Below are 21935 nucleotides of genomic sequence, written 5' to 3' on the forward strand. Positions count from 1 at the left end.
CGGGCGGCTGACTGTATGGAACGGGCGAACAAGGCCTGTGGTTGACTTTCGCATCAAGGTCGATGTGAAGGCTGTACAGAAACAGCTTTCAGATCTTTCCGCTCGTGGCATTAAAGATGCTATGGCGTTTGCTATTAATGCTACAGGCAAACGGTGTATTAGCGACCTTCAGTCTAATATGAAGGACGTATTTGATCGACCAACGCCCTTCACCCTTAAAGGGTTTTACTTCAAGCCAGCTAAAGCTTCAGATCTGACTGGTGTTATTCTTTCTCGTGATAAAGCTCCGAAGGGAACACCCGCCGGAAAATACCTAGCTCCACAGATTTTTGGTGGTCCACGACCAATGAAGAAGTTCGAGAAGGCACTCGCTTCTATATCTGGTGGACAATATGTGGTTCCTGCATCTCCGATAGCGCTGGATGCTAATGGCAACTTAAATCGCGGATTTCTTACACAAGTGCTCAGTCGGCTTGGCGTGATGAGTAATGAGAGTAAAAATCTCTCAGAAAAAACTCGGCGCCGTTTAGCTAAGCAGAAAAAAAATGCAAGAGGGCAGGCGTCTGAGTTTTTTGTTGCTCGTGAAAAAGGGAACGGGAGACCTCGTGGTATCTTCAAGCTCGTAGGGAAGGGCCATGTAGAGCCAGTGCTTTGGTTTCTTCCGAGGCCACCATCCTATCGAAAGCGGTTTGACCCAGAGCAAGTGGTGCAGCAAGCAGTTGATAAGTATGCCCCGGGAGCGATTGAAGCTGCGGTACGAGGAGCGATAACTAAAGGGCTCGGGCGGTAGGAATCGCTGACGCAGGGGGGGGGGCTTTTTGGGTCCTTCCTGTGGGAAAACGCACGCGGGGAATGTTCGCGCCCGATCGATTCCTAGCTAGAGCCGAAAAATCAGGTTGCAGGTGCAGGTGAGAACGTGACGACAATTAGCCAGAGCGAAGCCGCCCGTCGCGCTGGCGTTTCACGACCCGCAATTAAAAAAGCCATCGATACTGGCAAGATTATTTCTCAGAACGGGCAAGTCAATACTGCTTCGTTTGATGAGTGGTTGCGTCTCAGGATGGAGGTGCAACCTGACCCGCAACCTGAGGTGCAACCGGTTGCAGGGGATGATGCAACCACCTGCCAGCCGGATACGGTGTCCTTTCTCTCCGCTGGTATGATGTCGCGAGCTGAGGCGACGCGTGTCCGTGAGGTCTACAAGGCCCAGACGGCAAAGCTCGAATATGACCAGAAGGCTGGCAGGGTTGTTGAGGTCGAACTCATCGCTCGTGCCGTGGGTGCAGAATATGCCCGGGTCCGCACCAGTCTGCTGGCTATCCCAGCAGAGCATGCACCGGCACTGGCTCGGTGCAAAACGCCAGCAGAAGTCCGAGAACGGCTGGAAACTCTTATTAACCGTGTTCTGGAAGCCCTAACACTGGATGGACCAGACGGCACAAACAGCCTATCCGAGCGGCCTTGAGTTCTTTCTTTCCAGACTTGCACAGGCAAGGCAGGAAAACCTTAAGCCTCCGCCAAAGATAACGCTTTCCATATGGGCGGCAGAATACGCAGTCCTTTCCAAGGAGACGAGCGCGCAGACAGGCCGGTTTGAGGCCTATGCCTATCAGCCAGGCATCATGGACGCGATTACTGATCCAGTGGTCGAGAAGGTCTCGGTCATGAAGTCTGCTCGCGTGGGCTACACCAAGATTATCGATCACGCGATTGGTTATTATCTTGAGCGAGATCCCTCACCCGTTCTGGTTGTGCAGCCACGTGAGAGCGATGCGGAGGATTACAGCAAGACCGAAATCGCTCCCATGCTGCGTGACACACCTGTTCTCGCTGCCATAGCGCCGGACCCAAAGGCCAAGAGTGGCGATAATACCCTCCTCAGTAAGACGATGCGCAATGGTGCATCCCTGAAGTTGGTCGGAGCCAATAGTCCTGGCGGCTTTCGACGCATCACAGTACGGGTTGTGATTTTCGATGAGGTGGACGGCTATCCTGTAGGCGGGGCTGGTGCTGAAGGTGACCAGATATCTCTCGGCTCCAAACGGTCGGAGACTTTCTGGAACCGCAAGATTATCGCGGGCTCAACACCAACAGTTGCGGGCCTGAGCCGCATTGAAAAACTGTATGATGAGGGAGATTGCCGAAAATTCTACGTACCTTGCCCCCAATGTGGTGAACTTCAGGTTCTCGAATGGGGGGAGAAGGAGACAGCCTTTGGCATCAAGTGGGACAAGGATGAAAACGGCAAGCCGTTGCCGCAAACAGCGTATTATGTTTGCCGGCACAATGGCTGCATTATCACTGAAGCCGACAAGGCAGACATGGTTGCCAAAGGGCAGTGGATTGCCAGCAAGCCCTTTAATGGCCATGCCTCGTTCCATATCTGGTCAGGCTATTCTCTTTCACCGAATGCTACATGGGCAAAGCTGGTTGAAGAATGGCTTGAGGTCCATAGGGATCCACTACGGCGCCAGACGTTCATCAACACCACGCTGGGTCTACCATTTGAAGACAAGGGTGATGGAGCTCTCAATGAGCTCTCGCTGGCGGCCCGGGTCGAGATATGGGAGGGCGAGGTTCCCTATGGTGTTGTTCTTCTCACTGCCGGGGCCGACACACAGGATGACCGAATTGAAATCGAGATTGTGGGATGGGGCCGTAATGAAGAACGCTGGTCCATAGCTCTCATCATTATTGATGGAGATCCTGACCTGCCCGCGACATGGGATAGGGTGGACGCTGTTCTCAAGCGGATATGGTACCGAGCGGATGGTCGCCCCTATACTATCAGGGCAGCCTGCATTGATTCAGGCGGGCACCATACCCAGCGGGTTTATGAGTTCTGTCGCGCACGGCTAGGCCGACGGATATGGGCGATCAAAGGTGAATCGGCCAGGGGAGGTGCCCGTTCTCCTGTCTGGCCTACCAAAAAGCCCAGCGTACGCAACAAGGCCAGTTTCAGGCCGATTATTATCGGGGTCAATGCGGCCAAGGACGTTATCCGTAGCCGCCTGCACCTGCCTCCTCCAGAACCTGATCAGCCTGCACCTGGCTATATGCACTTCCCGCAAGATCGGGATGTCAACTACTTCGCTCAACTCCTGGCTGAGCGCTCAGTCAGGCGTAGCATCAAGGGTACGATTGTCAGGGTATGGGAAGCATTGCCCGGACGGCGGAATGAAGCACTTGACCTCGCTGTCTATAGCTACGCCGCATTATGTGGGCTGCTTTACATGGGGCTTTCCCTGAACAAGTTGGCCAGCAAAATAGAAGCAGAAACGACTGTGCATCCTCCTCCTCCAGAACCTCTTGAGGAAGAGATGGACCCACTGCGTGAAACTGCAAAAACAGAAACTCAAGAGGGCAGTCAGGGCGTTTCTGTTCCTGCTCAACAAACACGGATTGCCCGGCTTGTCTCGCGGCTTCCATGAGGACATCAGATGAGCATTTATGGACCATCAGGCTTTGGTCTGCCGCAAGCGCATTTTGACCCTTCCAGCAGCCTTCTGGCTGGCCTGACACGGCCTCAGTTGCAGGCAGCTCTGACAAGTTGCCAAATGGCACTTATCGCTCTCCAGTCCGGGCAAAGTGTAGCGTCAGTTTCATACGCTCAGGGCGATGGCAATAAAGCTGTTACCTATCGTCAGGCAAATGTGGGGGACCTGTCCGCCATGATCCGTACTTTACAGCGTCAGCTGGGTATGGCGGGCACGCGCCGCAGAGCCTTAAGACCTGTGTTCTGATGGGGGTTCGACAGTCATTGGTTCGTATGTTGGGTGGTTCCATGCCTCCAACAGCGTCTCCGCTTCAGGAGCGGCGCGAGCCCCGTGCCCTCACAGGCTGGCCCGGCCAGGCCTATGACGCGGCGGATATTTATGGTCAGCGCATGCAGGGGTGGATGCCGCCCTTATTTTCTGCGGATACGGAACGCAGCCCATATCGCAACCGTATTGTCAGCCGAGTTCGAGATCTTGTCCGTAATGATGGCTGGGCATCCGGTGCGGTTACACGTGTGCTGGACAATGCTGTGGGCGTTATGCTCAGGCCTGTCAGCAAACCTGACTATCGTTATCTGGCGCATTTGAGCGGCAATTCAGCATTTGACGCCCAATGGGCTCATGAGTTTGCTCGGGCAGTGGACAGCTACTGGCGCGCATGGGCGGATGACCCAGGTCGTTATAATGACGCGGAAAGGATGCTGACCTTTGCCCAGCAGATGCATCTCGGGTTCAGGCATCTGGTCGTCGACGGTGATGCTCTGGCTTACCTGCCCTGGCTTGAGGAGAATATCGGTCTTGGTCGTGCACGGTATGCCACGGCTTTGCAGATCATTGACCCGGACAGGCTGAGCAACCCGCAAAACCAGTATGACCTCAAGAACATGCGGAATGGGGTGGAAATTACAGATGCGGGCGTGCCCATTGCTTACCATATCCGGCGCGCTCATCAGGCTGACTGGTACAATATGAGCGAGACGGTAATCTGGGATCGGATAGACCGAGAAACCTCATGGGGTCGTCCCCAGATCGTGCACTTCTTCGAGCATCATCGTGGTGGTCAGCATATTGGGGGCACCGGCATGCTTACGCCGGTGCTGCAAAGGCTGAAAATGCTCATCAAATATGATGGCACGGAGCTGGATGCAGCCATCGTCAACGCGATCTTCGGAGCTTACATCGAAAGCCCGTACGATCATGACATGACGGCCGAAGCGATGGAGGGTGGGGATAATTCACTCGGGGCTTATCAGGAAGGGCGTGCCGCCTTCCATGAGCAGCGCAACATTTCCCTGCAGGGCTCACGCCTGCCAATTCTCTTTCCGGGCGAAAAGGTCAATACGGTTTCCGCGGCTCGCCCTGCAGGCAATTTTCGTGAGTTTGAGCGCGCTGTCTTGAACAACGTTGCCAGTGGAGCTGGAATGGCTCCCATGCAGGTCAGCAACGATTGGTCTGATGTCAATTATTCATCTGCTCGCGGCGCGCTGCTGGAAGCATGGAAGACGCTGAAGCGCAGGCGTGATGATTTTTCCATAGGTTTTGCGTCTCCCATTCGCATTGCCGTTCTGGAAGAAATCATGGAAGCGGATGACCTGCCTCTCCCCCGGAATGCACCACCTTTTTTAGCGGCACGTCATGCCTATGCCCGCTGCCGCTGGCTTGGTCCGGGTCGAGGATGGATTGACCCAGTGGCGGAAAGAGAAGGGGCCATTCTGGGTATGCAGGGCGGTATCTCGACGCTGGAAGACGAATGCGCCGAGAGTGAAGGGCGCGACTGGGAAGAAACGCTTGATCAACGTGAGGTTGAACAGAAAGCGTTTGATGACCGGGGGCTGGAACAGCCTGAGTGGCTGGGCAGCCGCAACCAGTATCCGGGGTATATCCCCCCCAAAGAGGACGCATGAAGCAGTATAGCCTGACCTCGCACCTGATGGATGCGCCCGTCGCACTGAAGAAGAACAGGTTGGAGATGGTGCGCGCCCTGCTGGCGGACAGAGCTGATGATATGATGGTTTTTGGCCCTGCCAGCCAGGAGGAGCGCTGGGGGGCAGAAGCGATTACCACCAACGTCAGCGGTGTTGCCATCATCGCTATCAAAGGCATCCTTTTACCTGGCTCAGGGGATGGATGGTGGTGGGGTGGTGTCACATTTTATGACGACATCAGTGCTGCCATTGATCTGGCGGCAGCTGACGAAACCATTCGGGCCATTGTCCTGCATATCAACAGCCCCGGGGGGACGGTTGCAGGATGCTTTGACACGGCAGACCGGATCTATGATGCCCGTTCTAAAAAACCTGTCGTGGCTATTGTGGACGAAATGGCCTGTTCAGCAGCCTATGCGCTGGCCTGTGCGGCACAGACCATAGTTCTGCCCAGAACGGGAGAGGTCGGGTCCATAGGTGTTGTCTGGCTTCATGCCGACATAACACAGGCCCTGACGGAATCCGGCATCAAGGTGACAACCTTTCAGACCGGTGAGCACAAGACGGATGGTTACCCGACCACGCCATTGACGGAGGAAGCTTCCAAGCTGATCCAGACGGACATAGACGCGCTGGGCAAGCTCTTTTTTAACACTGTTGCGCGCAACCGGGGCATTGCCGCCGATGCAGTGCAGGCCATGGAGGCAACGGTGTTCCGAGGGGACAAGGCAGTCGAGGCAGGTCTCGCTGATGCTGTCATGTCCCGCGATGCCGCCTTTACTGATCTTCTGGCGCATCTCTAAATTTTCATCACATGTGGAGCGAATATAATGGCTAAACGCGCCATCAGCCCTTTTGCGCACCTTGCCGGTGGCGTACGGGCTGCAGCTGACGATACCGAAGACGATAAAAATAAGTGCTGCCCTTCTGGAGAAGGTGAAGATACGGGCGAGGGCGAAGGGGGAGAAAATCCCGAAGACGACGCTGAAAAAGGCAAGAAGGGTAAGAAAGCCAACAAGGCAGAAGAAGGAACTGGCGGGGAAGGTGATGATCCCGACGGTACCGACGATGATGATGAAGATGACGACAAGGACCCTAAAGCCCGTGCCATCCGCATGCGTGAACGCGGGCGGTGCGCCGCCATCTTCCGCTCTGCAGCCGCAGGGCGCAATCCGGCCGCGGCTGCGGAACTGGCCTTTGGCACGCGCCTGCCCCGCAGTGAAGCCATTCGGGTACTCAGGGCAACGGCTCCTGTCTCTCCGGAAGGGCAGAACGCCACTACGCAGAGCAGCGGCTACGCAGCCTTGCGGGGGCGAATGGGCGTTGAAGGGCATGGTGCACTTCCGCAGCCCCAGGGGAACTCAGATGATCGTCCGGGTTCGCGTATGGTGAAAATGGCCAATAAACGGCGTGGAGTAGGCGCATGAGTTACGGGTTTTATCCCCAGTCCACGCAGGCTCTTTTTGTCCCTGATCAGCTGATCGCGGGCAACCTCAAGCTTGTGACTGAAACGGTTACCTTTGCCTCAGGGAATACTTTCTCCCGTGGTCAGGTTGTTGGTCGCGTTACAGCGACAGGCAAGTACATTCCCTCTGTTGCTACGGCGACCGATGGTTCTCAGGTTCCATGCGGTATTGTTGTGGACACTGTGGATGCGTCTGCAGCTGATGCGCAGGGGGGCGTCTATCAGATGGGCGAGTTCAACTCGAACTACATGACGTTCGATGCCAGTTGGACCTTGGATGCACTTAAAGCTGCACTGCGGCCGTACAGCATCTTCATCAAAACGGGTCTCTCCAACGCCATCGTATGATGGTGCTTTCCTGAAGGAAATTCTGAATGTCCGGAACAACCGGAGCTGCGGGCGTCAATCAGGCGCTCCTGCCGATGCTTGGCGCTTTTGATACAGCCGAGCTGGTTTATTTTGTGCGCAACCTCAAGCTCGCGCAAACCTTCCTGCTCGACAGTTTTTTCCCCAATATGGTCGAGGCAGACGTGCCGGAAGTCGCCATTGATGTGGATGTTGGTCTGCGTCGTATGGCCCCTTTTGTCTCTCCTCTTGTAGAGGGGAAGTTGGTTGAAAGCCGCCAGTGGGAAACCAATCTGTTCAAGCCTGCCTACATCAAGGACTGGCGCAACCCGGATCTGCTCAAGCCCGTACGTCGCAACATGGGCGAACGGCTCATGGGGGGCATGAGTCCGGCGGAAAGGCTGGAAGCCAACCTTGCATGGGAAATGGCGGATCAGATCGATATGATCAACCGTCGTCTGGAGTGGATGGCGGCAAGTGCCCTGACCAAAGGAACTGTTACCATCAAGGGCGAAGGCTATCCCACGCAGGTGGTCGATTTCCGGCGTGATGCTGCCCTTACCGTGGCCCTTACCGGCGCAGCACAATGGGGTCAGGCTGGTGTCTATCCTTCTGACTATCTTACGGATTGGGCAGCACTTGTCTTGCAGAAGTCTGGTGCCGCCCCGCTGGATATCATTTTCACCAACTCAACATGGAATGCATTCAAAAATGACATCAAGGTCCTGAATGCCATTATCTGGCCGGGCAAGGTTGGTGGTTCTGATGTGGAACTGGGTGGCCGCATGCAGGCTGGCGCCATCCTTATGGGCCGCTGGGGGCAGTTCCGGCTTTGGCTCTATAATGACTGGTACATCGATCCTGATACGGGGCTTGAAGCACCCATGATTCCGGATGGTACTGTTATTATGACCGGGCCTGATCTGGAAGGCACACGTGGCTTCGGCCTGATCCTTGATCCGGCATTTGCCTACGGGGCTTTGGCCTATGCGCCCAAGCTTTGGTACAAGGAAAATCCTGCGACCATTAATCTGCTTATGCAGTCTGCACCAATCGTCATTCCTTCGCGGGTGAATGCCTCTTTCTGCGCAACCGTGATGGAGGCCGGTGCCTCTGTCTCTGCTCCAACGGGAACCTAATCAATGGCTGAAGAAACAGTAAGCGTTGTCTCCCTTCGTCCGATTTACGAACAGGTCGGCAAGCTTCCACACCCGGTTGGGTCGCTTCTCAAGGTTCCTGCTGGCCGTGCCGAATTCTGGATTAAACGTGGCATAGCACGGGCCGCAGTCGCCGGAGAGAAGGGTGCGATTGATCCTCTGGCGGCTGCAAGCCTTCGTCCGGCTCCGGACATGAAGGCTCCGCCAGCCAATCCGTCCTGAGCCATGAATGGCCCTATGGATTTCGACGCGCTGGTTCTAGGGCCATGCCAGACAGCTTTTGGGGAAAGCGTGCAGTGGTTTCATGGGACCAGCACCTCCCCCGTTCTGGTAAGCTGTATTTTCGATAATGGCTGGAAGCCCATGGATATCGAAATAACCGATGGCCTTACGCCAACGCATGTTGTCAGTTCGGATGCCCGTATAGGTGTCCAGCTGTCCCAATTCATCACTGCTCCAGCCAAGGGAGACCACGCCATAATCCGCAATCAACGCTGGATTGTGCGTGAGGTCATGCCTGACAGCCACGGGGCAGCTGATGTTCTGCTTAACAGGGCCGATACTGAAGATGAGCCTGTACCGCAATCAACTGCGCGACAAAGTGGCTGGTCTGCTCCGGCAGACTACTGATGCACAGGATAATGTGCTGACCAGTACGCCATATCCGACTGAAATCGGTGAACTGCCCATAGTTTTTGTGACAGTGCCATCAGAAAGCGCTGCCAGTAATGGCCGACATGCCCCGGATTTTACACGGGTTGTTCAATTGGAAGTTGTGGCGCGGGTAACGGCACAGAGCCCGGCTACGGTGCAAGCTCTTCTGGATCGTATTGCTGAAGATATCGAGATGTCGATCATGTGCAGCCAGGACATCATGGGAATGGTTCAGCAGGTGTCGAGCATTGAGACGGAACAGCAGGTATCGGCAGAGGCTGCAGATATAATTGGCGCGGTCCGCCTGACATTCGGCATGGAATATACGCAGGAATATCCAGTCACGGAGCTAGGGCAGCTTACTGGTATTTCAGGTGCAATGACTGGCACCATTCAGGCGGGTTTCTCCCAGACGTTCCCTCAGGAGAACTAATCTCAAATGTTTGTAAAACCAGCTCCGGGCCGCACGGTCCGGTGGCCGGCATCCTTGCGTCTTCTGTCTGAACAGGGGGCCGAGGTGCCGTCCACGGCTTTCTGGCTGCGCGCTCTGGCGTGTGGTGATGTGCAGAAAGCTTCTCCAGTAGTGCAGGCCACGGCCACAGCACAGTCCGCCACAATTGAGCCAAAAGGGACCGCCGCATGAGCAGCATCATGGTTCCGGGGTATTCGACCAGCAACCGTGTGCCCGGCTTTTATCTGGCTCTGGACAACACCGGCGCCAATACCGCCAGTGCCGCCCGCCGCATTCTGCTGGTCGGTCAAATGCTGGCCACGGGCACAGGCACACCCGGTGCATTGGCAATTTCGGGTGGGGTCAGTGATGCCATCGCCAAATATGGCGAGGGCTCCCAGTGCCATATCATGGTCCGTGATTACCGGACGATTGATAGCTCTGGCGAAGTCTGGGTCCTGCCTCTTCTGGACGATGCGGCCTCCCAGGCCGCCGTGGGAAGTTTTACGCTGGCGGGCACAGCTACAGCGGCAGGCACTCTGGCGCTGTATGTTGCCGACCAGCTTGTGCCAGTGGGCGTGTCAGTGGGGGATACAGCGGCGGCTGTGGCAGCCAATGTGGTGATCGCGGCCAAGAGTGTGACAGGGCTGCCAGTCAGTGTAACGGCAGCCGCGGGTGTTGTCACGGTGACAGCCCTGAACAAAGGGCTGGCTGGTAATGCCATCCAGCTTGGCGTCTCCCTGCTGGGGACCGCAGCCGGCCAGAGCATTCCGTCCGGTCTGAGCGTGACCATTGCCCAACCGTCGGGTGGAACACAGAACCCCACCAGCCTTGCTACGGCTCTGGCCAGCATGGGCACCCGTGTTTATGATCTGGTGGCCCATCCTTATACCGACACGGCCAGCCTGACCGCGTTCAAGGACCTGTTCGATAACAGCATTGGCCGCTGGTCCCCCATGGAGCAACTCTATGGGCACCACATCACCGCCCTGCGTGGCACCTATGGTGAGGCCACTACGTTTGGTCTGGCGCAGAACGACCCGCACGGGACCGTTATGCCCATCTCGGATAGTCCATCGTCCCCCATGTCATGGGCAGCGCAGCTGACGGCTGTTACTGCCGTCTCCATGCGCGAAAATCCCGCATTGCCTGTGCGTGGTCTGGCGCTGACTGTCATGCCCCCCACCGATGCAGGGCGCTTTGCCTTTGATGAGCGCAATAGCTTCCTCCACGATGGTCTGGCCACCTTTACGGTGGATGACAGCGGAACGGTCCTGACCGAACGGCTGGTGACCACCTATCAGGAAAACGCCTCTGGCGTGCCTGACGACAGCTATCTGGACATTGAAACGCTGCTGACCGCCCAGGTCTGTATGCAGGACATGCGCACATATCTCGCGTCCCTGTATGCCCGCTACATCCTTGTGGCAGATGGAACCAAGATCCCAGCAGGCGCTCAGGCGACCACGGCCCAGCTGATCGCGGCATCTGCAGTTGCCCGTTACCGCTGGCAGGCAACACAGCTCTGGGTCCAGAACCCGGATACGTTCGCAGCCAAGATTGTCTACCAGAATGCGGGCGGCGGGCAGGTCATGCTGCAATTGCCCTATGACTTTGCCAACCAGCTCTGGGATCTGGCGGCGGACATCCGCTTCACCAAATCGTAAGGGATAGAAAGAAACCATGAGTGTTTATCGTGGCCCTCTCGCGGGGTCTGCCTCCCTTACGATTAACGGCGAGGCATGGAATGTGGTCGGGGAGCTTCAGTGGCAACCAGCCGGGGATGTAAACGAAACCCTTAAAGGGCAGTCCACGGTCGAAGGCTTTCAGTCCATGCCCGGGCAAGGTTTTATTCAGGTTACATTGCGTGACCGGCGCGACCGCAAGGTGTCTGACTTTCAGGGGGCTTCCGGTCTTGAGGTTATTGCCGTTCTGGCCAACGGCAAGGTGATTACCTGCGTGAATGGCTGGCAGGTTGAGCAGATCAACCTCAACACGCAGGAAGGCACCTTCGAACTGAAGGTCGAGAGTGATACCGTTACAGAGGATACCGTATCGTGAACACTCTGACTGATGCTGAAGTTCTGTGTGCCGTAGCCGGGCAGGACGATACCGAACAGGTTGAGGACGGCGTATTCTACCCTGAAAGCACGATCACGACCAAAGATGGTGCTGAATGGAAAGAGCTACGCCTGCGTGAGCCTACAGTTTTCCATAGCTTGCAGGCTGCCAAGGTAATTGGCAAGAAACCGAGCATTGAAAGTATTTATGACAGCCAGATCGATCTGGTTTGTCGTATTTCAGGTTGGCCAAAGGTCGCCGTAGATCAGCTCCCGACACGTATTCTGGATAAAGCCGTAGCCTACGCTTCTGCTTTTGAGGAAAATGCCAGGCGCAAACAGGATGAAGAGCCGGAGTGCCCTGAAAGCTTGACACTGCTGTTCTCTCCGTCAATTGAGGCCGTCAATCAATCGTTTTCAGAAATGACACTGCGCGAGCCAGTTGTTTCCGAGCGGCGTAAATATAAGGCAACGGAATCACGCGGCAGCTTTGCGGACTTCCTGCAGGCTGAGATTGATCTTGTCGGTTCCATAAGTGGCTGGCCACTGGCGGCAGTGCTCAAAATGCCGATCAGCAAGTTTGCCAAGGGTGCAGATTATCTGACCGGTTTTTTTATAGCTGGCCATCAAACTGGGAATCCCTCCCAGCCGATCTGATGGCCTACTTTTCCGGCATGTCCCTGACTGAAGCGGAAGGCCTGAGTGGGCAGATGCTGGTGCATTGGGTCGGGCAAGCCAACCGTATTGCTGAGCGGCAGCGCAAAGAGGCAAAAAATGGGCGCAACCGTTAGCATTGTTCTGGATGCGACCGACAGGGCCAGCAAAAAGCTGGATGCGTTTAACAACCGTATTGCCTCAATGCAGGCACCTATCAGGAACGCGTCCCGCTCTCTCTCACGTTTCTTTTCGGTCTCAGGGGTCAGCGGGCTGCGCAAGGGGATGCAGGACCTTTCCCGCGCAACCTTGAACACTTTCCGTTCGGTGGGGCGTCTAGTGCCTGAAATGGGCACGCTAACAGGGGCGGCCTCTATCGCTGGGGTGTATAAGCTGGCCAGTGCGTGGGCACAGGTCGGCACCAATTTGCGGACCTCTGCTCGGAGCATGGGTATGGCTCCGGGGCGGCTCATGGCATTACGCAATGCTGCGCGGCTATCTGGCGGGTCTGCCGATGCAATGTCAGGTGCCTTGGGTCAGCTCTCCACCCAGAAGTGGGAGGCGTTAAACGGATTTGCGCCCGAGGCAGCAGCTCAGTTTCAAGCTCATGGCATTTCCATGGAGGAACTGAAGAAGCTGTCCCCAGAGCAGCTGTTCGACCGGATTGCCAACAAAATCCGTGCCATCAAGGATCCTGCGGCTCAGAGTATTGCGGCTCTTAAATTGTTCGGGGAGGCCGGGCAGGGCCTGTTGCCTGTGTTTCAGCAATCAGCGCAGGAATATCAGCAGAACATCCGCCTTGCAGAGCGCTATGGCGTCATGAACCAGAAAGGGGCAGATGCTGCAGCCCGGATGCAGAATGCCCAACGCCAGCTTTCTCTGGCTGTGGAGGGGTTTGGCTACAGCGTGGCAGAAGCTGTTGAGCCCGCCATTACTCCCGTGCTCCAGCAAATGGCGGAATGGATAGCGGCTAACCGGCAGTGGATCGCACAGGATATTGCTGGGTATGTCCACCAGCTTGTTACATGGCTTAAAAACGGTGGATGGGACACGATCAAGAGCAAAGTCGCAGGTGTGTTCCAGACAATCTCATCGGTAGTGGACAAATTGGGGGGATGGAAAAGTGCCGCCAAGGATGCGGCAATTGCTTTGGCCGTGCTTTGGGGTGCTCCAGTTCTTACGGGCATTTTGAGTGTCACAACAGCCCTATTGGGCGTTGTCGGGACTATGAAAACCATCATTGGCCTTAAAGGGGGGCTGGCGGGGGCCCTCGCCGGCGGTGGCGCATACGTTGCTGATGAAGCGCTGAAAAAATATGATCCAAATGATAGCCTTGGGGCATGGATTGATAAAAACATTCCCGGCGCATCTGCTATTGATAATGCGGCCAGCTATTTAGGGCTGGGTCGCTCTTATGAAGAGCAGCGACAAGCACAGGCTACCATAGATCAGGCATCCGCAGGGCAGAAAGAAACAGCCCGCAATGTGCAGAAGTTTTTCATGCAGAATGGTTATTCTGCCCAGCAAGCTGCAGGTTTGGTGGCTAATATTGCGCAGGAGGATGGAAACTTTGACCCTTCAAAGGTTGGAGATCATGGAACAGCCTATGGCATCGGCCAATGGCATAAGGACAGACAGGATGATTTCCGCCGCATCATGGGGCGCGATATTCGTGGATCAAGCCGCGAAGATCAGCTCAAGTTCATGCAGTGGGAACTTGATCATCAGAATTACTTAGGTGGTGACGAAATACGTCATGCTCGCACTGCTTCACAAGCGGCGGCTCTGGCTTCTGTAAATTATTTTCGTCCCGGCCTTACGAGAGAAGACAAAATTCGTGAAATGAGGGATCGGGCAGAACTGGGGACGGATTGGTATAATAGTCTCTCAGCACCTCCTGCTCAGATGCCTCCGCCTACTCAGTCGGTAGGGAATAGTGGTTTAGATGGAACAACATCACGGCTGCGGGTTGAGATCAGTCATGACAATGCTCCCCCCGGCTCTTCAGTAAAAGTCACCTCAGCCAGTTCCAACCTGAAAGTAGCGTCCATTACCCAGCAACGGGCGATGGATCCAGCCAATACTGCTCTAGGCAATTGATACATGTCCGGTTCTCTCATCAACACAGCACTGGAATATCTCCAGTGCTCTTTCCGTGCGGTACCGTTTGCCGTTCTTGGAAGCGGGGGAGAGACGGGCCGCAAGCAAGCCGTGCATCAGTATCCTTACAGGGATGGCGTTTATGTAGAAGACCTCGGCAAGAGAGGGCGTGTTTATCATATCCGTGGTTTTGTAACTGGAGCCACGGCAGCTGTGCAACGAGACCTGTTGGTTCTGGCGGCTGAAACGGCAGGGCCGGGCTTGTTGATCCACCCGACTATTGGGGTCGTCAAAGCTGCATGCATGAATTTTGTCTGGGGCGAGCCAGACGGGATTACGGGCCGGATTGATGTTTCGTTCGATTTCCTCGAGCAGAAGGATCTGCTGGGCAGTACAATCAAGGTTGCCCTTGATGCTGCGGCCGCAGCCGCAGCTCTTGTGGCGCAGGCTGTATCCGCCAGCAGTTATGCCAAAACGGCCACCGCCGCTTTAGCTGTTGGCCAGCCTGTTGTTGCCGCAGCGCAGGCAGTAGCAACGGGGTGGGGGAGGGTTGCCAATCAAGCTGTTCGCTCACCTCGCGCTATGGCCTCCGCGATCAGTATCCTTCCTGGAAATAACGGTAGATACACCTCAGGAAACGCTGCGGTGGTCGATAATACGGCCACGGTGTCAACCGTTCTGGCTGATCTGACAACCTCCCGCGTAGCCATGGAAAGTGCCGTGGCGGATCTGGGGGCAGGTGGTACGGCGGATGCTTTATCCAGTGCTGCTCTGAACGTGGCGGAACTGGTACGCACGTCTCTGGCAGATCCCGGCGCACAAATGGCCGCTCTGCTCTCCCTCGCCAAATTCGATGTGGAAGCCAGCGCGACATTGGCCCCCATTGGCGCAGCTATTGCAACGGCCCGTTCTGCCACGGCGGCGATGTGCCGGCAGATGGCTTTGGCATCCATCGCTCTGGCCTGTGCGGACTGGAACCCAACATCATCCGATCAGGCAGAAGCGCTCCGTAAGCTGGTTGCCACGCAAATGGATACGGCAGCTACCGAAGCGGCGGATGAGGGCTACACGGATATCTGGCGGGTGTTACGGGATCTTCGTTCGTCCTTGACCACCTTTCTGGCCCAGCAGGCCAGCCAGTTGCCGGACCAGATTACCGTTGCCCGCAACGGGCCTTTGCCTGCGCTTGTGCTGGCACAACAGCTTTATGCGGATGGCTCCCGATCGGATGATCTAATCGGCAGGGCAAACCCCATTCATCCAGCCTTCATGCCTACAAATTTCCAAGCTTTGTCTTCCTGATCTTGCGGAGCCCCCAATGAGCCTTCTGAGCGATGCATCCACAGTGCTTGGGTATGATAGTCAAACGGCTCAGGGCGTTACAATCAGGATCGGCCAATACATCATTACTGGTTGGGAGCGGGTGTCCATTCGCATTGGGCTGGAGATCATGCCTTGGGCAGCCATGCTGGAAACGTCCAGTTGGCAACCCACTGCAACTGGAGGCAGCGACCTTTCAATCAACGAAGGGGATGCCTGCAGTATTCTGATCGGTAATGATCAGGTCCTGACCGGCTACGTCCAAAGCATTGCGGAGGACAATGGGACAGAAGAGCATTCCTTACGGATTATCGCCACCTCAAAGTCGGTTGATGCGGTGGAGTGCTCTGCCCTGTTTTCCACCTATCAGATGAACAATACGACCGTGCTGGGTATTGCCCAGCAGGTCTGCCAGCAGGCGGGTATACAGGTCAGGTCCATTGGCGGGGCTGGGGATACCAATATCCAGCAGTTCTCCGTCATTCTGACCGAAACCGCGTATGAGGTCATCGAGCGCGCTACGCGCTTGGCCGGGTGCCTGTTTTACGATCAGCCAGATGGCAGCATCGTACTGGCCCCACTGGGTACCAAAAATGTCGGGTGCCTGACGGTGGGGCAAAATATCGAGCGCATGTCCGTCCTTCGCTCGCTTAATGGCCGCTACAGTAATGTGCAGGCCATCATTCAGAATATGGCGGTGCTGTTCACTCCCCCCGATGACGGGAACAAGCAGACACAGCAGATGCAGGCACAGACCGCTCCCGTACAAGCATCTGCGAATGATAGCGGGGTAAAGCGACCGCGCACACTGCTCATTCCGGTTGAAACGGGGGATGCAGATTACGCTGTGGCTCGCCAGCGAGTGCAGTGGGAGGTCGCGCGCCGCTACGGGCGATCACAGGTGGTGGAAATAACCAGCGATAGCTGGCGGGACAGCAACGGGCACCTATGGCAACCCAACACGCTCTGTACGGTTTCGCGCCCCCAGACAGGCTTCAAAAAAGAGCTTCTGATAGCCGAAATTGAATTCGTGCAAGGCGAGAGCGGAACCCACGCCAATCTGGTTTTGATGCCACCTCAGGCTTTCAAGCCACAGCCTCTGGTGCTTCCTCTGGCCCAGAGTGAGGGTGTAGCAGCCGCAATAAGGAACACCTGATGTCCAACGCATTCAGTCGATTGGGCAGGCGCGTATCCATGGCGCTGGGGTTGGGGCGTCTGACATCCAATACGGATGAGCAAGCCTCTACTCACACCGTGCAGGCGGCACTGGCAGGCGGAGAACTCCGCAGTGATGTGCCGCTACTCCAGCAGGTTGGTTTCCACAGCCGCCCTCTGCCAGGGTCTGATGTCGTGGTGCTGTTCCAGGCGGGGGACAGATCGCGTGGTGTTGCCGTGGCAACCGGTGACCAGAGATATTATCCCCGTGACCTGCAGCCGGGTGATGCATGCCTTTACCATGTCAAAACAGGTGCGCGGGTGTGGCTCAAGGCGGATGGCAGTATTTCCATCTCTACATCAGGCCCCCTCAATATCACTGCATCTGAGGCGGCCTTTAACTGCCCCATAACCAGCACCGGAGATATTTCGGCAAAGGGGGACGTGCTGGCCGGCAAGATCAGCCTGACTAATCACAAGCATCCCGTGCAGGCTGCGCCAGGTACAACAGGAGCACCGGAATAAAATGGATATTGCTCTTTCGTGGAATGTCGCACGCGGCAAAGGGGAGTGGATTATCAGCGGTGGTGACCTACTGCTTGGTAGCGCTCTGGCCTCTGCCGTAATGGTCAGTCTGTTCTCGGATAGGGTGGCGCCGGAAACCATAACCGCGCTTGACGGTGCTGTTGGCATTTCTCCCGCAGCCGGCGCTTCTGGATCTCGCACCAACAACCGCCGTGGCTGGTGGGCCGATGCCTGGGCAGACAGCCCCATAGGCTCGCGGCTGTGGCAGATGGAGCGCGCCATAAAGGCCGGGCAGTCCAGCGTCCCGCGTGAGGTCGAGGCCATATGTCAGGAAGCCCTGCAATGGCTGGTAGATGATGGTGTGGCGCAAAGCGTGGTGGTGGCCGCCCAATGGAGTGCAACCAACAGGCAGGCGGTAGAATTCCGCGTGACTGTGCAGGAGCCCGGGCAGGTTGCCCCGCAGGTATTCCTGTTCTCTTGGGCATGGAAAGGGCTGTAATGCCATATGCAAGACCAACCCTGACTGACCTGCGCCAGCAGGCATTGCAGGATGTTCTGGACGGCGGGATAGCAGGTGTTTCCGCAGTGCTGCGCTTTTCAGTCCTCAGTGTGCTCTGTTACGCGCTAGCGGGTCTTACATACCTTCATTACGCCTATCTGGACTGGATATCCCAACAGGCTGTTCCTTGGACTGCAACGGACGAATATCTGGAAAGCTGGGGGGCTTTGAAAGGCGTTACCCGCAAGGCTCCGTCCGCTGCATCTGGTAGCGTTGCCTTCAATGTCACGGGGGATGGTACCATTCCGGCTGGCACCGGTATCGCGCTGGCTGGTGGTTTAATGGCCACAACAACGGCAGACAGCACAACCAGCAATAGTGTGGCTACGGCCCCGGCCACATGTAGCGTAACAGGAAGCGCTGGCAACATACCAGTAGGCAGCCTTGCAACATTATCCAGCCCTGTCCCTGGCATCCAGACAGTGGGGCAGGTGTCTTCAGCGTTTGGTGGTGGAGCTGATCTTGAGGAAGAGGAGGACTTCCGCTCCCGCGTCCTGCTTGCGTGGCAAGGGGATGGAGAAAACGGCAAAAAACAGGATTACATAGACTGGGCTCTGGCTATCCCCGGCGTAACCCGCGCATGGGTTAACCCTTTGGGTTTTGGGGCTGGAACAATGGTAGTTTATCCCATGCTGGATGCTGCCAACGCAGCTAGCGGTGGCTTCCCGAACGGGACTAATGGGGCCAGTGATTCGGATACACGGTATGCCACAGCGACAGGGGACCAACTGGTCATTGCCAATGCGCTTTATCAGTCTCAACCAGTCGATGCTCTTGTCATCGTCTGTGCCCCTGTCGCCCAACCCGTAGACTTTACAATAGTCGATCTGGGGACCGGGAATACGGTTGCGAACCAGGCCCTTATCAAGGCCGCATTGACCGATATGTTCCTGCGCCTGTCAGCTCCCGGTGGAACGATACACCCCAATAACTGGGATGAAGCCCTGTCAGCCCTTAATCTAAGCACCTTCAGCGTGTCTGAACCTACGGGGCCAGTTACGGGTGCCAATGCAGCGGCCATGCCGATGCTGGGTTCCATCACTTTCGAGAGCTGATATGCCGCCAGTCTTCACCAAAGATATGTTTCGGTCGGCCTTCATGAGCCTTCTTCCCACCGGGCCGATCTGGCCTCGGGGCGAGGGGAGTGTTCTTTACAAAATTAGTGGCGCATGGGCTGCCAGTTTTGCACGTAGCTCTGACCGGGCAGGTAATCTGCTGGTTGATGCGTTTCCCACCAGTACAACCGAACTGTTGCCTGAGTGGGAGGCAACACTTGGGCTGCCAGATCCATGCGCTGGGGTGAACCCCAGCATTGAGCAACGGCGGGCACAGGTTGTGGCCCGACTGACCGATACCAACGGGTGCTCTGTCCCGTATTTCATCGCTTTTGCTAAAGCCCTTGGCTACGACATCACCATAACGCAGTTTGCTCCCCGGCGCTTTGGGGCACGTTTTGGCACACCATTTGGAGGTGATGCCTGGGCCTACGCATGGCAGGTCAATGCCCCCCAGTTCACAATCAACCGGCTGAAGTTCGGTGACAGCTTCGGCCAGCCTTGGGCGCAGTGGAGCAATAATGTTCTTCAGTGCGAGCTGAAGGCCCGCGCCCCAGCCCATACAATCCTTTTATTCAATTACGGGAACTGACATGGATCTGCTGATAGCGACAAACACAGTCCCACAGGAGCAGGCGGATAAAGCACCCGCCTCCGGCACGCCCGGGTGGGCCACGGACGGGAACCCTGCTACCGGCCAAATGGCGACCGATGCACCTGCCTGGCACTACAATATGATGATGTCGGAATTGCTTGCCATCATCAAAGCCGCTGGCTTCACGCCCAGCAATTCTGATTGGTCACAGGTCCTCAAGGCCATGCAGACCATATTTTCTCCTGCGCAATATGGTGTTGCCCCGTATAGCGCACAACTCGCGCAACTGGTGGGCGGGTACCCTACAGGCGCTATCGTGTTTGACGCTGCAGGAAATTACTGGCGTTCGACCAAAGACAGTAACCTGAGTGTTCCCGGCGTAGATGGGGCAACGTGGGAAAGTCTGTTTAACGGGCTTGCTACCCAAGCCGCCCTGACTTCGGAGACGCAGCAGCGCAGCGATGCAGACCAGGCACTGGACAAGGCCATCACGGATGAAGCAGCAGCACGGATAGCAGCGCAGTACGTTCAGTCTGTTCCGGGAACAGGCCAGACACGCATTACGTCCCTTGTGGAAAATTCGGACGGGCGCGCGGTATTCGGAGATGGAACAAACACACCCGTTCTGGCGAACCTTGCCGATCTTCCGTTGTCCAGCCCATCTTTGCAAATACAGAATTTTACTGTGTCTGGCCCGAACAGCGGGGCTGTAATAACGACATTTCCTGTGGCGTTCAAAGCCGGGACTATTCCGCTAGTCTGGCTTCGAATAAATAACGAGCCAAACTCAAACGCATGTACTCGTGTGGCTCATCTTAGTATAGACTCCAATTATAATGAGATAATAAGTAATACCGGTTTCCAATGGTCAGCGACATACTTAGCTAATACAAGTAACGGCAACTCACTGGTACCATTTTCCCTATCTGTCCTCGCGATAGGAGAAAGACAATGAGCACTCTGGACGAACTGAAAACGGCGTATCCGGCTAGGTACTACGCCAGTCTGGATAAACCCTGCGCGTGGTACGATATGTGGTCGTGTATTTCTACGGACGGATTGCCACCGGCAAATACGCTGTACGCTATGACAGACGCGCAATGGGAGGCAAAGGGCGGCAATACAGGCACAACAAGCATGTATGTAGAGAATGGCAGACTGGTCGATTATACGCCGCCTGTTGTTGTCGTGCCGCTGAAAACACAGGCGGCCTCGGCAATGGTGTGGATACAGCAGCAGGCCAATCTGGCCTCTGCCATGGGCGAGGTCTTTACGGCGGATATGAAAGCGTATGTGAAAGCCATCGCCGCCATAGCTGGCGGCACGGACACCACCAGCACGGCGCTGCCTGTCCAGCCCACGGATGTGATGGAAGCAGCTACTGCCTGACCAGTATCGCCCCGTCTGCACCGACCTGCCGCCCCGTGAGGCGGTTTTTTTATGCCTGGATAAAATGAATGACCCAACCACAGTGCGCAGGCCCATGCGCGGCTGATGATGACCTGCGCGTGATCGTGGACAGCCACGCCCGCCGCCTTGATGGACTGGAGGACGATGTGGACACACTCAAGTCCGGCCAGTCCGCCATGATGGAGAAGCTGATCTCTGTTGAGGCACAGGGGCAGGAGCGCGAGCGCAACCGGGCTGTTGAAGCATCGGACACGCGCAAGGCGCTGACGGATCTGACCAAGCAGATTGCTGAACATACTGGCGCACAAAAGCGGCAGAATGAGCTGAAAGAGCAGGAACTGCGGGCGGTAAAAATCCGTGGTGAGAAAATCAAGATATGGGGGACAGTCATCGGCATAGTTGCCACGCTAGGTGGCATGGTCGGTGGAACGCTCCTTTCCAGCCAGACATGGGATGACTGGGCGTTTGGTGGCGTGCATTTCCTTCATCGCCACCCGCATAGCGATGAGGGGAAACAGGAGGCAGGTCAGCATGAGCGGCCTTAATCTTCCTCAGTTCAAGGCTCAAATTGTTCAGCCTGTTGTTATGGCTATGGGACAGGGTGGGGATGCCGCAGTTAACCTGCTGACGGGCACAGCTCTGGCAGAAAGCGGATTATGCTACTTGGAGCAGATACAGGGCCCGGCCCTTGGCCTGTTCCAGATGGAGCCTGCAACGCATGCTGATTGCTGGGCCAACTGGCTCCGTTACCAGCCCGACCTGGCTCAGCGTATTCTGCTGCTATGTGGGCTGACGGGTTCGCCAGACGCGGGCGCAATGGTTTGGAACCTGCGCTATGCATGCGCCATGGCCCGGGTGAAATACCTGCGCTCACCAGCCCTTCTACCTGTTGCCAACGATGCGGCCGCGCTGAGCGCCTATCACAAGCAGAATTACAATACGGCGTTTGGTGCGGCCAATGCGGCCTGCAACGTCGGGTTGTTCCAGCAGGCAATAGCAGCCTGAGGA

Annotated in this window: 28 protein-coding genes; all 28 read left to right on the forward strand. The window is 56.2% G+C overall.

Going from position 1 to position 21935, the window contains the following annotated elements:
• Positions 1-37 precede the first annotated feature (37 nt).
• The 28 genes from HNR55_RS07615 to HNR55_RS07745 all read left to right on the forward strand — a co-directional run bounded on the left by HNR55_RS07615 (position 38) and on the right by HNR55_RS07745 (position 21932).
• Entirely contained in the window at positions 38-790 is a 753-nt protein-coding gene (locus HNR55_RS07615; protein WP_166112884.1) for a hypothetical protein, read from the forward strand.
• A 126-nt stretch (positions 791-916) separates the two neighbouring features.
• Positions 917-1465 (forward strand): hypothetical protein, encoded by a 549-nt coding sequence (locus HNR55_RS07620; protein WP_166112881.1) that lies wholly within the window; start codon positions 917-919, stop codon positions 1463-1465.
• A complete protein-coding gene (locus tag HNR55_RS07625; protein WP_166112878.1) occupies positions 1425-3431 on the forward strand; it encodes a phage terminase large subunit family protein in 2007 nt (668 codons plus the stop codon). The genes HNR55_RS07620 and HNR55_RS07625 overlap by 41 nt, the downstream gene beginning before the upstream one ends.
• Before the next feature lie 9 nt (positions 3432-3440).
• Positions 3441-3743: a gpW family head-tail joining protein gene (gene gpW / locus HNR55_RS07630; protein ID WP_166112875.1), complete on the forward strand. Its 303-nt coding sequence runs from the start codon at positions 3441-3443 to the stop codon at positions 3741-3743.
• A 41-nt stretch (positions 3744-3784) separates the two neighbouring features.
• Positions 3785-5401, forward strand: coding sequence for a phage portal protein (locus HNR55_RS07635; protein WP_166112872.1), 1617 nt, complete (start codon positions 3785-3787; stop codon positions 5399-5401).
• A complete protein-coding gene (locus HNR55_RS07640) occupies positions 5398-6225 on the forward strand; it encodes a S49 family peptidase (RefSeq protein ID WP_166112869.1) in 828 nt (275 codons plus the stop codon). Before HNR55_RS07635 ends, HNR55_RS07640 begins: the two co-directional genes overlap by 4 nt.
• A gap of 27 nt (positions 6226-6252) precedes the next feature.
• A complete protein-coding gene (locus tag HNR55_RS07645) occupies positions 6253-6849 on the forward strand; it encodes a hypothetical protein (protein WP_166112866.1) in 597 nt (198 codons plus the stop codon).
• Positions 6846-7235: a head decoration protein gene (locus HNR55_RS07650; protein WP_166112863.1), complete on the forward strand. Its 390-nt coding sequence runs from the start codon at positions 6846-6848 to the stop codon at positions 7233-7235. The genes HNR55_RS07645 and HNR55_RS07650 overlap by 4 nt, the downstream gene beginning before the upstream one ends.
• A gap of 26 nt (positions 7236-7261) precedes the next feature.
• Positions 7262-8371 (forward strand): major capsid protein, encoded by a 1110-nt coding sequence (locus HNR55_RS07655; RefSeq protein ID WP_198911911.1) that lies wholly within the window; start codon positions 7262-7264, stop codon positions 8369-8371.
• Positions 8372-8374: 3 nt separating this feature from the next.
• On the forward strand, positions 8375-8611 hold the full coding sequence (locus tag HNR55_RS07660; RefSeq protein WP_166112860.1) for a hypothetical protein: 237 nt from the start codon (positions 8375-8377) through the stop codon (positions 8609-8611).
• A gap of 15 nt (positions 8612-8626) precedes the next feature.
• On the forward strand, positions 8627-9019 hold the full coding sequence (locus HNR55_RS07665; RefSeq protein ID WP_166112857.1) for a head-tail joining protein: 393 nt from the start codon (positions 8627-8629) through the stop codon (positions 9017-9019).
• Positions 8958-9476 (forward strand): hypothetical protein, encoded by a 519-nt coding sequence (locus HNR55_RS07670; protein WP_166112854.1) that lies wholly within the window; start codon positions 8958-8960, stop codon positions 9474-9476. Before HNR55_RS07665 ends, HNR55_RS07670 begins: the two co-directional genes overlap by 62 nt.
• A gap of 6 nt (positions 9477-9482) precedes the next feature.
• Complete coding sequence (locus tag HNR55_RS07675; protein ID WP_166112851.1) at positions 9483-9686, forward strand: DUF2635 domain-containing protein; 204 nt, start codon at positions 9483-9485, stop codon at positions 9684-9686.
• Complete coding sequence (locus tag HNR55_RS07680; protein ID WP_166112848.1) at positions 9683-11161, forward strand: phage tail sheath subtilisin-like domain-containing protein; 1479 nt, start codon at positions 9683-9685, stop codon at positions 11159-11161. The genes HNR55_RS07675 and HNR55_RS07680 overlap by 4 nt, the downstream gene beginning before the upstream one ends.
• A 16-nt stretch (positions 11162-11177) precedes the next feature.
• Complete coding sequence (locus HNR55_RS07685; RefSeq protein WP_166112845.1) at positions 11178-11555, forward strand: phage tail tube protein; 378 nt, start codon at positions 11178-11180, stop codon at positions 11553-11555.
• The gene (locus HNR55_RS07690) at positions 11552-12211 is read left to right on the forward strand and encodes a phage tail assembly protein (protein ID WP_264813790.1); all 660 of its coding nucleotides are present in this window, start codon (positions 11552-11554) and stop codon (positions 12209-12211) included. The genes HNR55_RS07685 and HNR55_RS07690 overlap by 4 nt, the downstream gene beginning before the upstream one ends.
• On the forward strand, positions 12211-12345 hold the full coding sequence (locus HNR55_RS16925; RefSeq protein WP_260400872.1) for a hypothetical protein: 135 nt from the start codon (positions 12211-12213) through the stop codon (positions 12343-12345). The genes HNR55_RS07690 and HNR55_RS16925 overlap by 1 nt, the downstream gene beginning before the upstream one ends.
• Positions 12346-12679: 334 nt before the next feature.
• Positions 12680-14308, forward strand: coding sequence for a phage tail tip lysozyme (locus HNR55_RS07695; protein WP_166112842.1), 1629 nt, complete (start codon positions 12680-12682; stop codon positions 14306-14308).
• A 3-nt stretch (positions 14309-14311) separates the two neighbouring features.
• Positions 14312-15610 (forward strand): DNA circularization protein, encoded by a 1299-nt coding sequence (locus HNR55_RS07700; RefSeq protein WP_166112839.1) that lies wholly within the window; start codon positions 14312-14314, stop codon positions 15608-15610.
• A gap of 16 nt (positions 15611-15626) precedes the next feature.
• A complete protein-coding gene (locus tag HNR55_RS07705) occupies positions 15627-16784 on the forward strand; it encodes a phage baseplate assembly protein (RefSeq protein WP_166112836.1) in 1158 nt (385 codons plus the stop codon).
• Positions 16784-17308: a phage baseplate assembly protein V gene (locus tag HNR55_RS07710; RefSeq protein WP_166112833.1), complete on the forward strand. Its 525-nt coding sequence runs from the start codon at positions 16784-16786 to the stop codon at positions 17306-17308. Before HNR55_RS07705 ends, HNR55_RS07710 begins: the two co-directional genes overlap by 1 nt.
• Before the next feature lies 1 nt (position 17309).
• On the forward strand, positions 17310-17807 hold the full coding sequence (locus HNR55_RS07715) for a phage GP46 family protein (protein WP_166112829.1): 498 nt from the start codon (positions 17310-17312) through the stop codon (positions 17805-17807).
• On the forward strand, positions 17807-18922 hold the full coding sequence (locus tag HNR55_RS07720; RefSeq protein WP_166112826.1) for a baseplate J/gp47 family protein: 1116 nt from the start codon (positions 17807-17809) through the stop codon (positions 18920-18922). Before HNR55_RS07715 ends, HNR55_RS07720 begins: the two co-directional genes overlap by 1 nt.
• A 43-nt stretch (positions 18923-18965) precedes the next feature.
• A complete protein-coding gene (locus tag HNR55_RS07725; protein WP_242005467.1) occupies positions 18966-19514 on the forward strand; it encodes a YmfQ family protein in 549 nt (182 codons plus the stop codon).
• A 1-nt stretch (position 19515) separates the two neighbouring features.
• Positions 19516-20472 (forward strand): hypothetical protein, encoded by a 957-nt coding sequence (locus tag HNR55_RS07730; protein ID WP_184382638.1) that lies wholly within the window; start codon positions 19516-19518, stop codon positions 20470-20472.
• Positions 20469-20906, forward strand: a complete 438-nt coding sequence (locus HNR55_RS07735) for a hypothetical protein (protein ID WP_166112820.1) — start codon at positions 20469-20471, stop codon at positions 20904-20906. Before HNR55_RS07730 ends, HNR55_RS07735 begins: the two co-directional genes overlap by 4 nt.
• Before the next feature lie 68 nt (positions 20907-20974).
• Entirely contained in the window at positions 20975-21472 is a 498-nt protein-coding gene (locus tag HNR55_RS07740) for a hypothetical protein (protein WP_166112817.1), read from the forward strand.
• Positions 21459-21932 (forward strand): hypothetical protein, encoded by a 474-nt coding sequence (locus HNR55_RS07745; RefSeq protein ID WP_166112814.1) that lies wholly within the window; start codon positions 21459-21461, stop codon positions 21930-21932. The genes HNR55_RS07740 and HNR55_RS07745 overlap by 14 nt, the downstream gene beginning before the upstream one ends.
• Positions 21933-21935 lie beyond the last annotated feature (3 nt).

The organism is Acetobacter lovaniensis (assembly GCF_014207635.1).
GTDB classification, from domain to species: Bacteria; Pseudomonadota; Alphaproteobacteria; order Acetobacterales; family Acetobacteraceae; genus Acetobacter; species Acetobacter lovaniensis.

Bases quoted from the DNA above. Each gene is read 5' to 3' on its own strand.
- HNR55_RS07625 (WP_166112878.1), top strand. From the start codon at position 1,425: ATGGACCAGACGGCACAAACAGCCTATCCGAGCGGCCTTGAGTTCTTT.
- gpW (WP_166112875.1), top strand. From the start codon at position 3,441: ATGAGCATTTATGGACCATCAGGCTTTGGTCTGCCGCAAGCGCATTTT.
- HNR55_RS07635 (WP_166112872.1), top strand. From the start codon at position 3,785: ATGCCTCCAACAGCGTCTCCGCTTCAGGAGCGGCGCGAGCCCCGTGCC.
- HNR55_RS07640 (WP_166112869.1), top strand. From the start codon at position 5,398: ATGAAGCAGTATAGCCTGACCTCGCACCTGATGGATGCGCCCGTCGCA.
- HNR55_RS07645 (WP_166112866.1), top strand. From the start codon at position 6,253: ATGGCTAAACGCGCCATCAGCCCTTTTGCGCACCTTGCCGGTGGCGTA.
- HNR55_RS07650 (WP_166112863.1), top strand. From the start codon at position 6,846: ATGAGTTACGGGTTTTATCCCCAGTCCACGCAGGCTCTTTTTGTCCCT.
- HNR55_RS07655 (WP_198911911.1), top strand. From the start codon at position 7,262: ATGTCCGGAACAACCGGAGCTGCGGGCGTCAATCAGGCGCTCCTGCCG.
- HNR55_RS07660 (WP_166112860.1), top strand. From the start codon at position 8,375: ATGGCTGAAGAAACAGTAAGCGTTGTCTCCCTTCGTCCGATTTACGAA.
- HNR55_RS07665 (WP_166112857.1), top strand. From the start codon at position 8,627: ATGGATTTCGACGCGCTGGTTCTAGGGCCATGCCAGACAGCTTTTGGG.
- HNR55_RS07670 (WP_166112854.1), top strand. From the start codon at position 8,958: ATGAGCCTGTACCGCAATCAACTGCGCGACAAAGTGGCTGGTCTGCTC.
- HNR55_RS07675 (WP_166112851.1), top strand. From the start codon at position 9,483: ATGTTTGTAAAACCAGCTCCGGGCCGCACGGTCCGGTGGCCGGCATCC.
- HNR55_RS07680 (WP_166112848.1), top strand. From the start codon at position 9,683: ATGAGCAGCATCATGGTTCCGGGGTATTCGACCAGCAACCGTGTGCCC.
- HNR55_RS07685 (WP_166112845.1), top strand. From the start codon at position 11,178: ATGAGTGTTTATCGTGGCCCTCTCGCGGGGTCTGCCTCCCTTACGATT.
- HNR55_RS16925 (WP_260400872.1), top strand. From the start codon at position 12,211: ATGGCCTACTTTTCCGGCATGTCCCTGACTGAAGCGGAAGGCCTGAGT.
- HNR55_RS07695 (WP_166112842.1), top strand. From the start codon at position 12,680: ATGGCATTACGCAATGCTGCGCGGCTATCTGGCGGGTCTGCCGATGCA.
- HNR55_RS07700 (WP_166112839.1), top strand. From the start codon at position 14,312: ATGTCCGGTTCTCTCATCAACACAGCACTGGAATATCTCCAGTGCTCT.
- HNR55_RS07705 (WP_166112836.1), top strand. From the start codon at position 15,627: ATGAGCCTTCTGAGCGATGCATCCACAGTGCTTGGGTATGATAGTCAA.
- HNR55_RS07710 (WP_166112833.1), top strand. From the start codon at position 16,784: ATGTCCAACGCATTCAGTCGATTGGGCAGGCGCGTATCCATGGCGCTG.
- HNR55_RS07715 (WP_166112829.1), top strand. From the start codon at position 17,310: ATGGATATTGCTCTTTCGTGGAATGTCGCACGCGGCAAAGGGGAGTGG.
- HNR55_RS07720 (WP_166112826.1), top strand. From the start codon at position 17,807: ATGCCATATGCAAGACCAACCCTGACTGACCTGCGCCAGCAGGCATTG.
- HNR55_RS07725 (WP_242005467.1), top strand. From the start codon at position 18,966: ATGAGCCTTCTTCCCACCGGGCCGATCTGGCCTCGGGGCGAGGGGAGT.
- HNR55_RS07730 (WP_184382638.1), top strand. From the start codon at position 19,516: ATGGATCTGCTGATAGCGACAAACACAGTCCCACAGGAGCAGGCGGAT.
- HNR55_RS07735 (WP_166112820.1), top strand. From the start codon at position 20,469: ATGAGCACTCTGGACGAACTGAAAACGGCGTATCCGGCTAGGTACTAC.
- HNR55_RS07740 (WP_166112817.1), top strand. From the start codon at position 20,975: ATGACCCAACCACAGTGCGCAGGCCCATGCGCGGCTGATGATGACCTG.
- HNR55_RS07745 (WP_166112814.1), top strand. From the start codon at position 21,459: ATGAGCGGCCTTAATCTTCCTCAGTTCAAGGCTCAAATTGTTCAGCCT.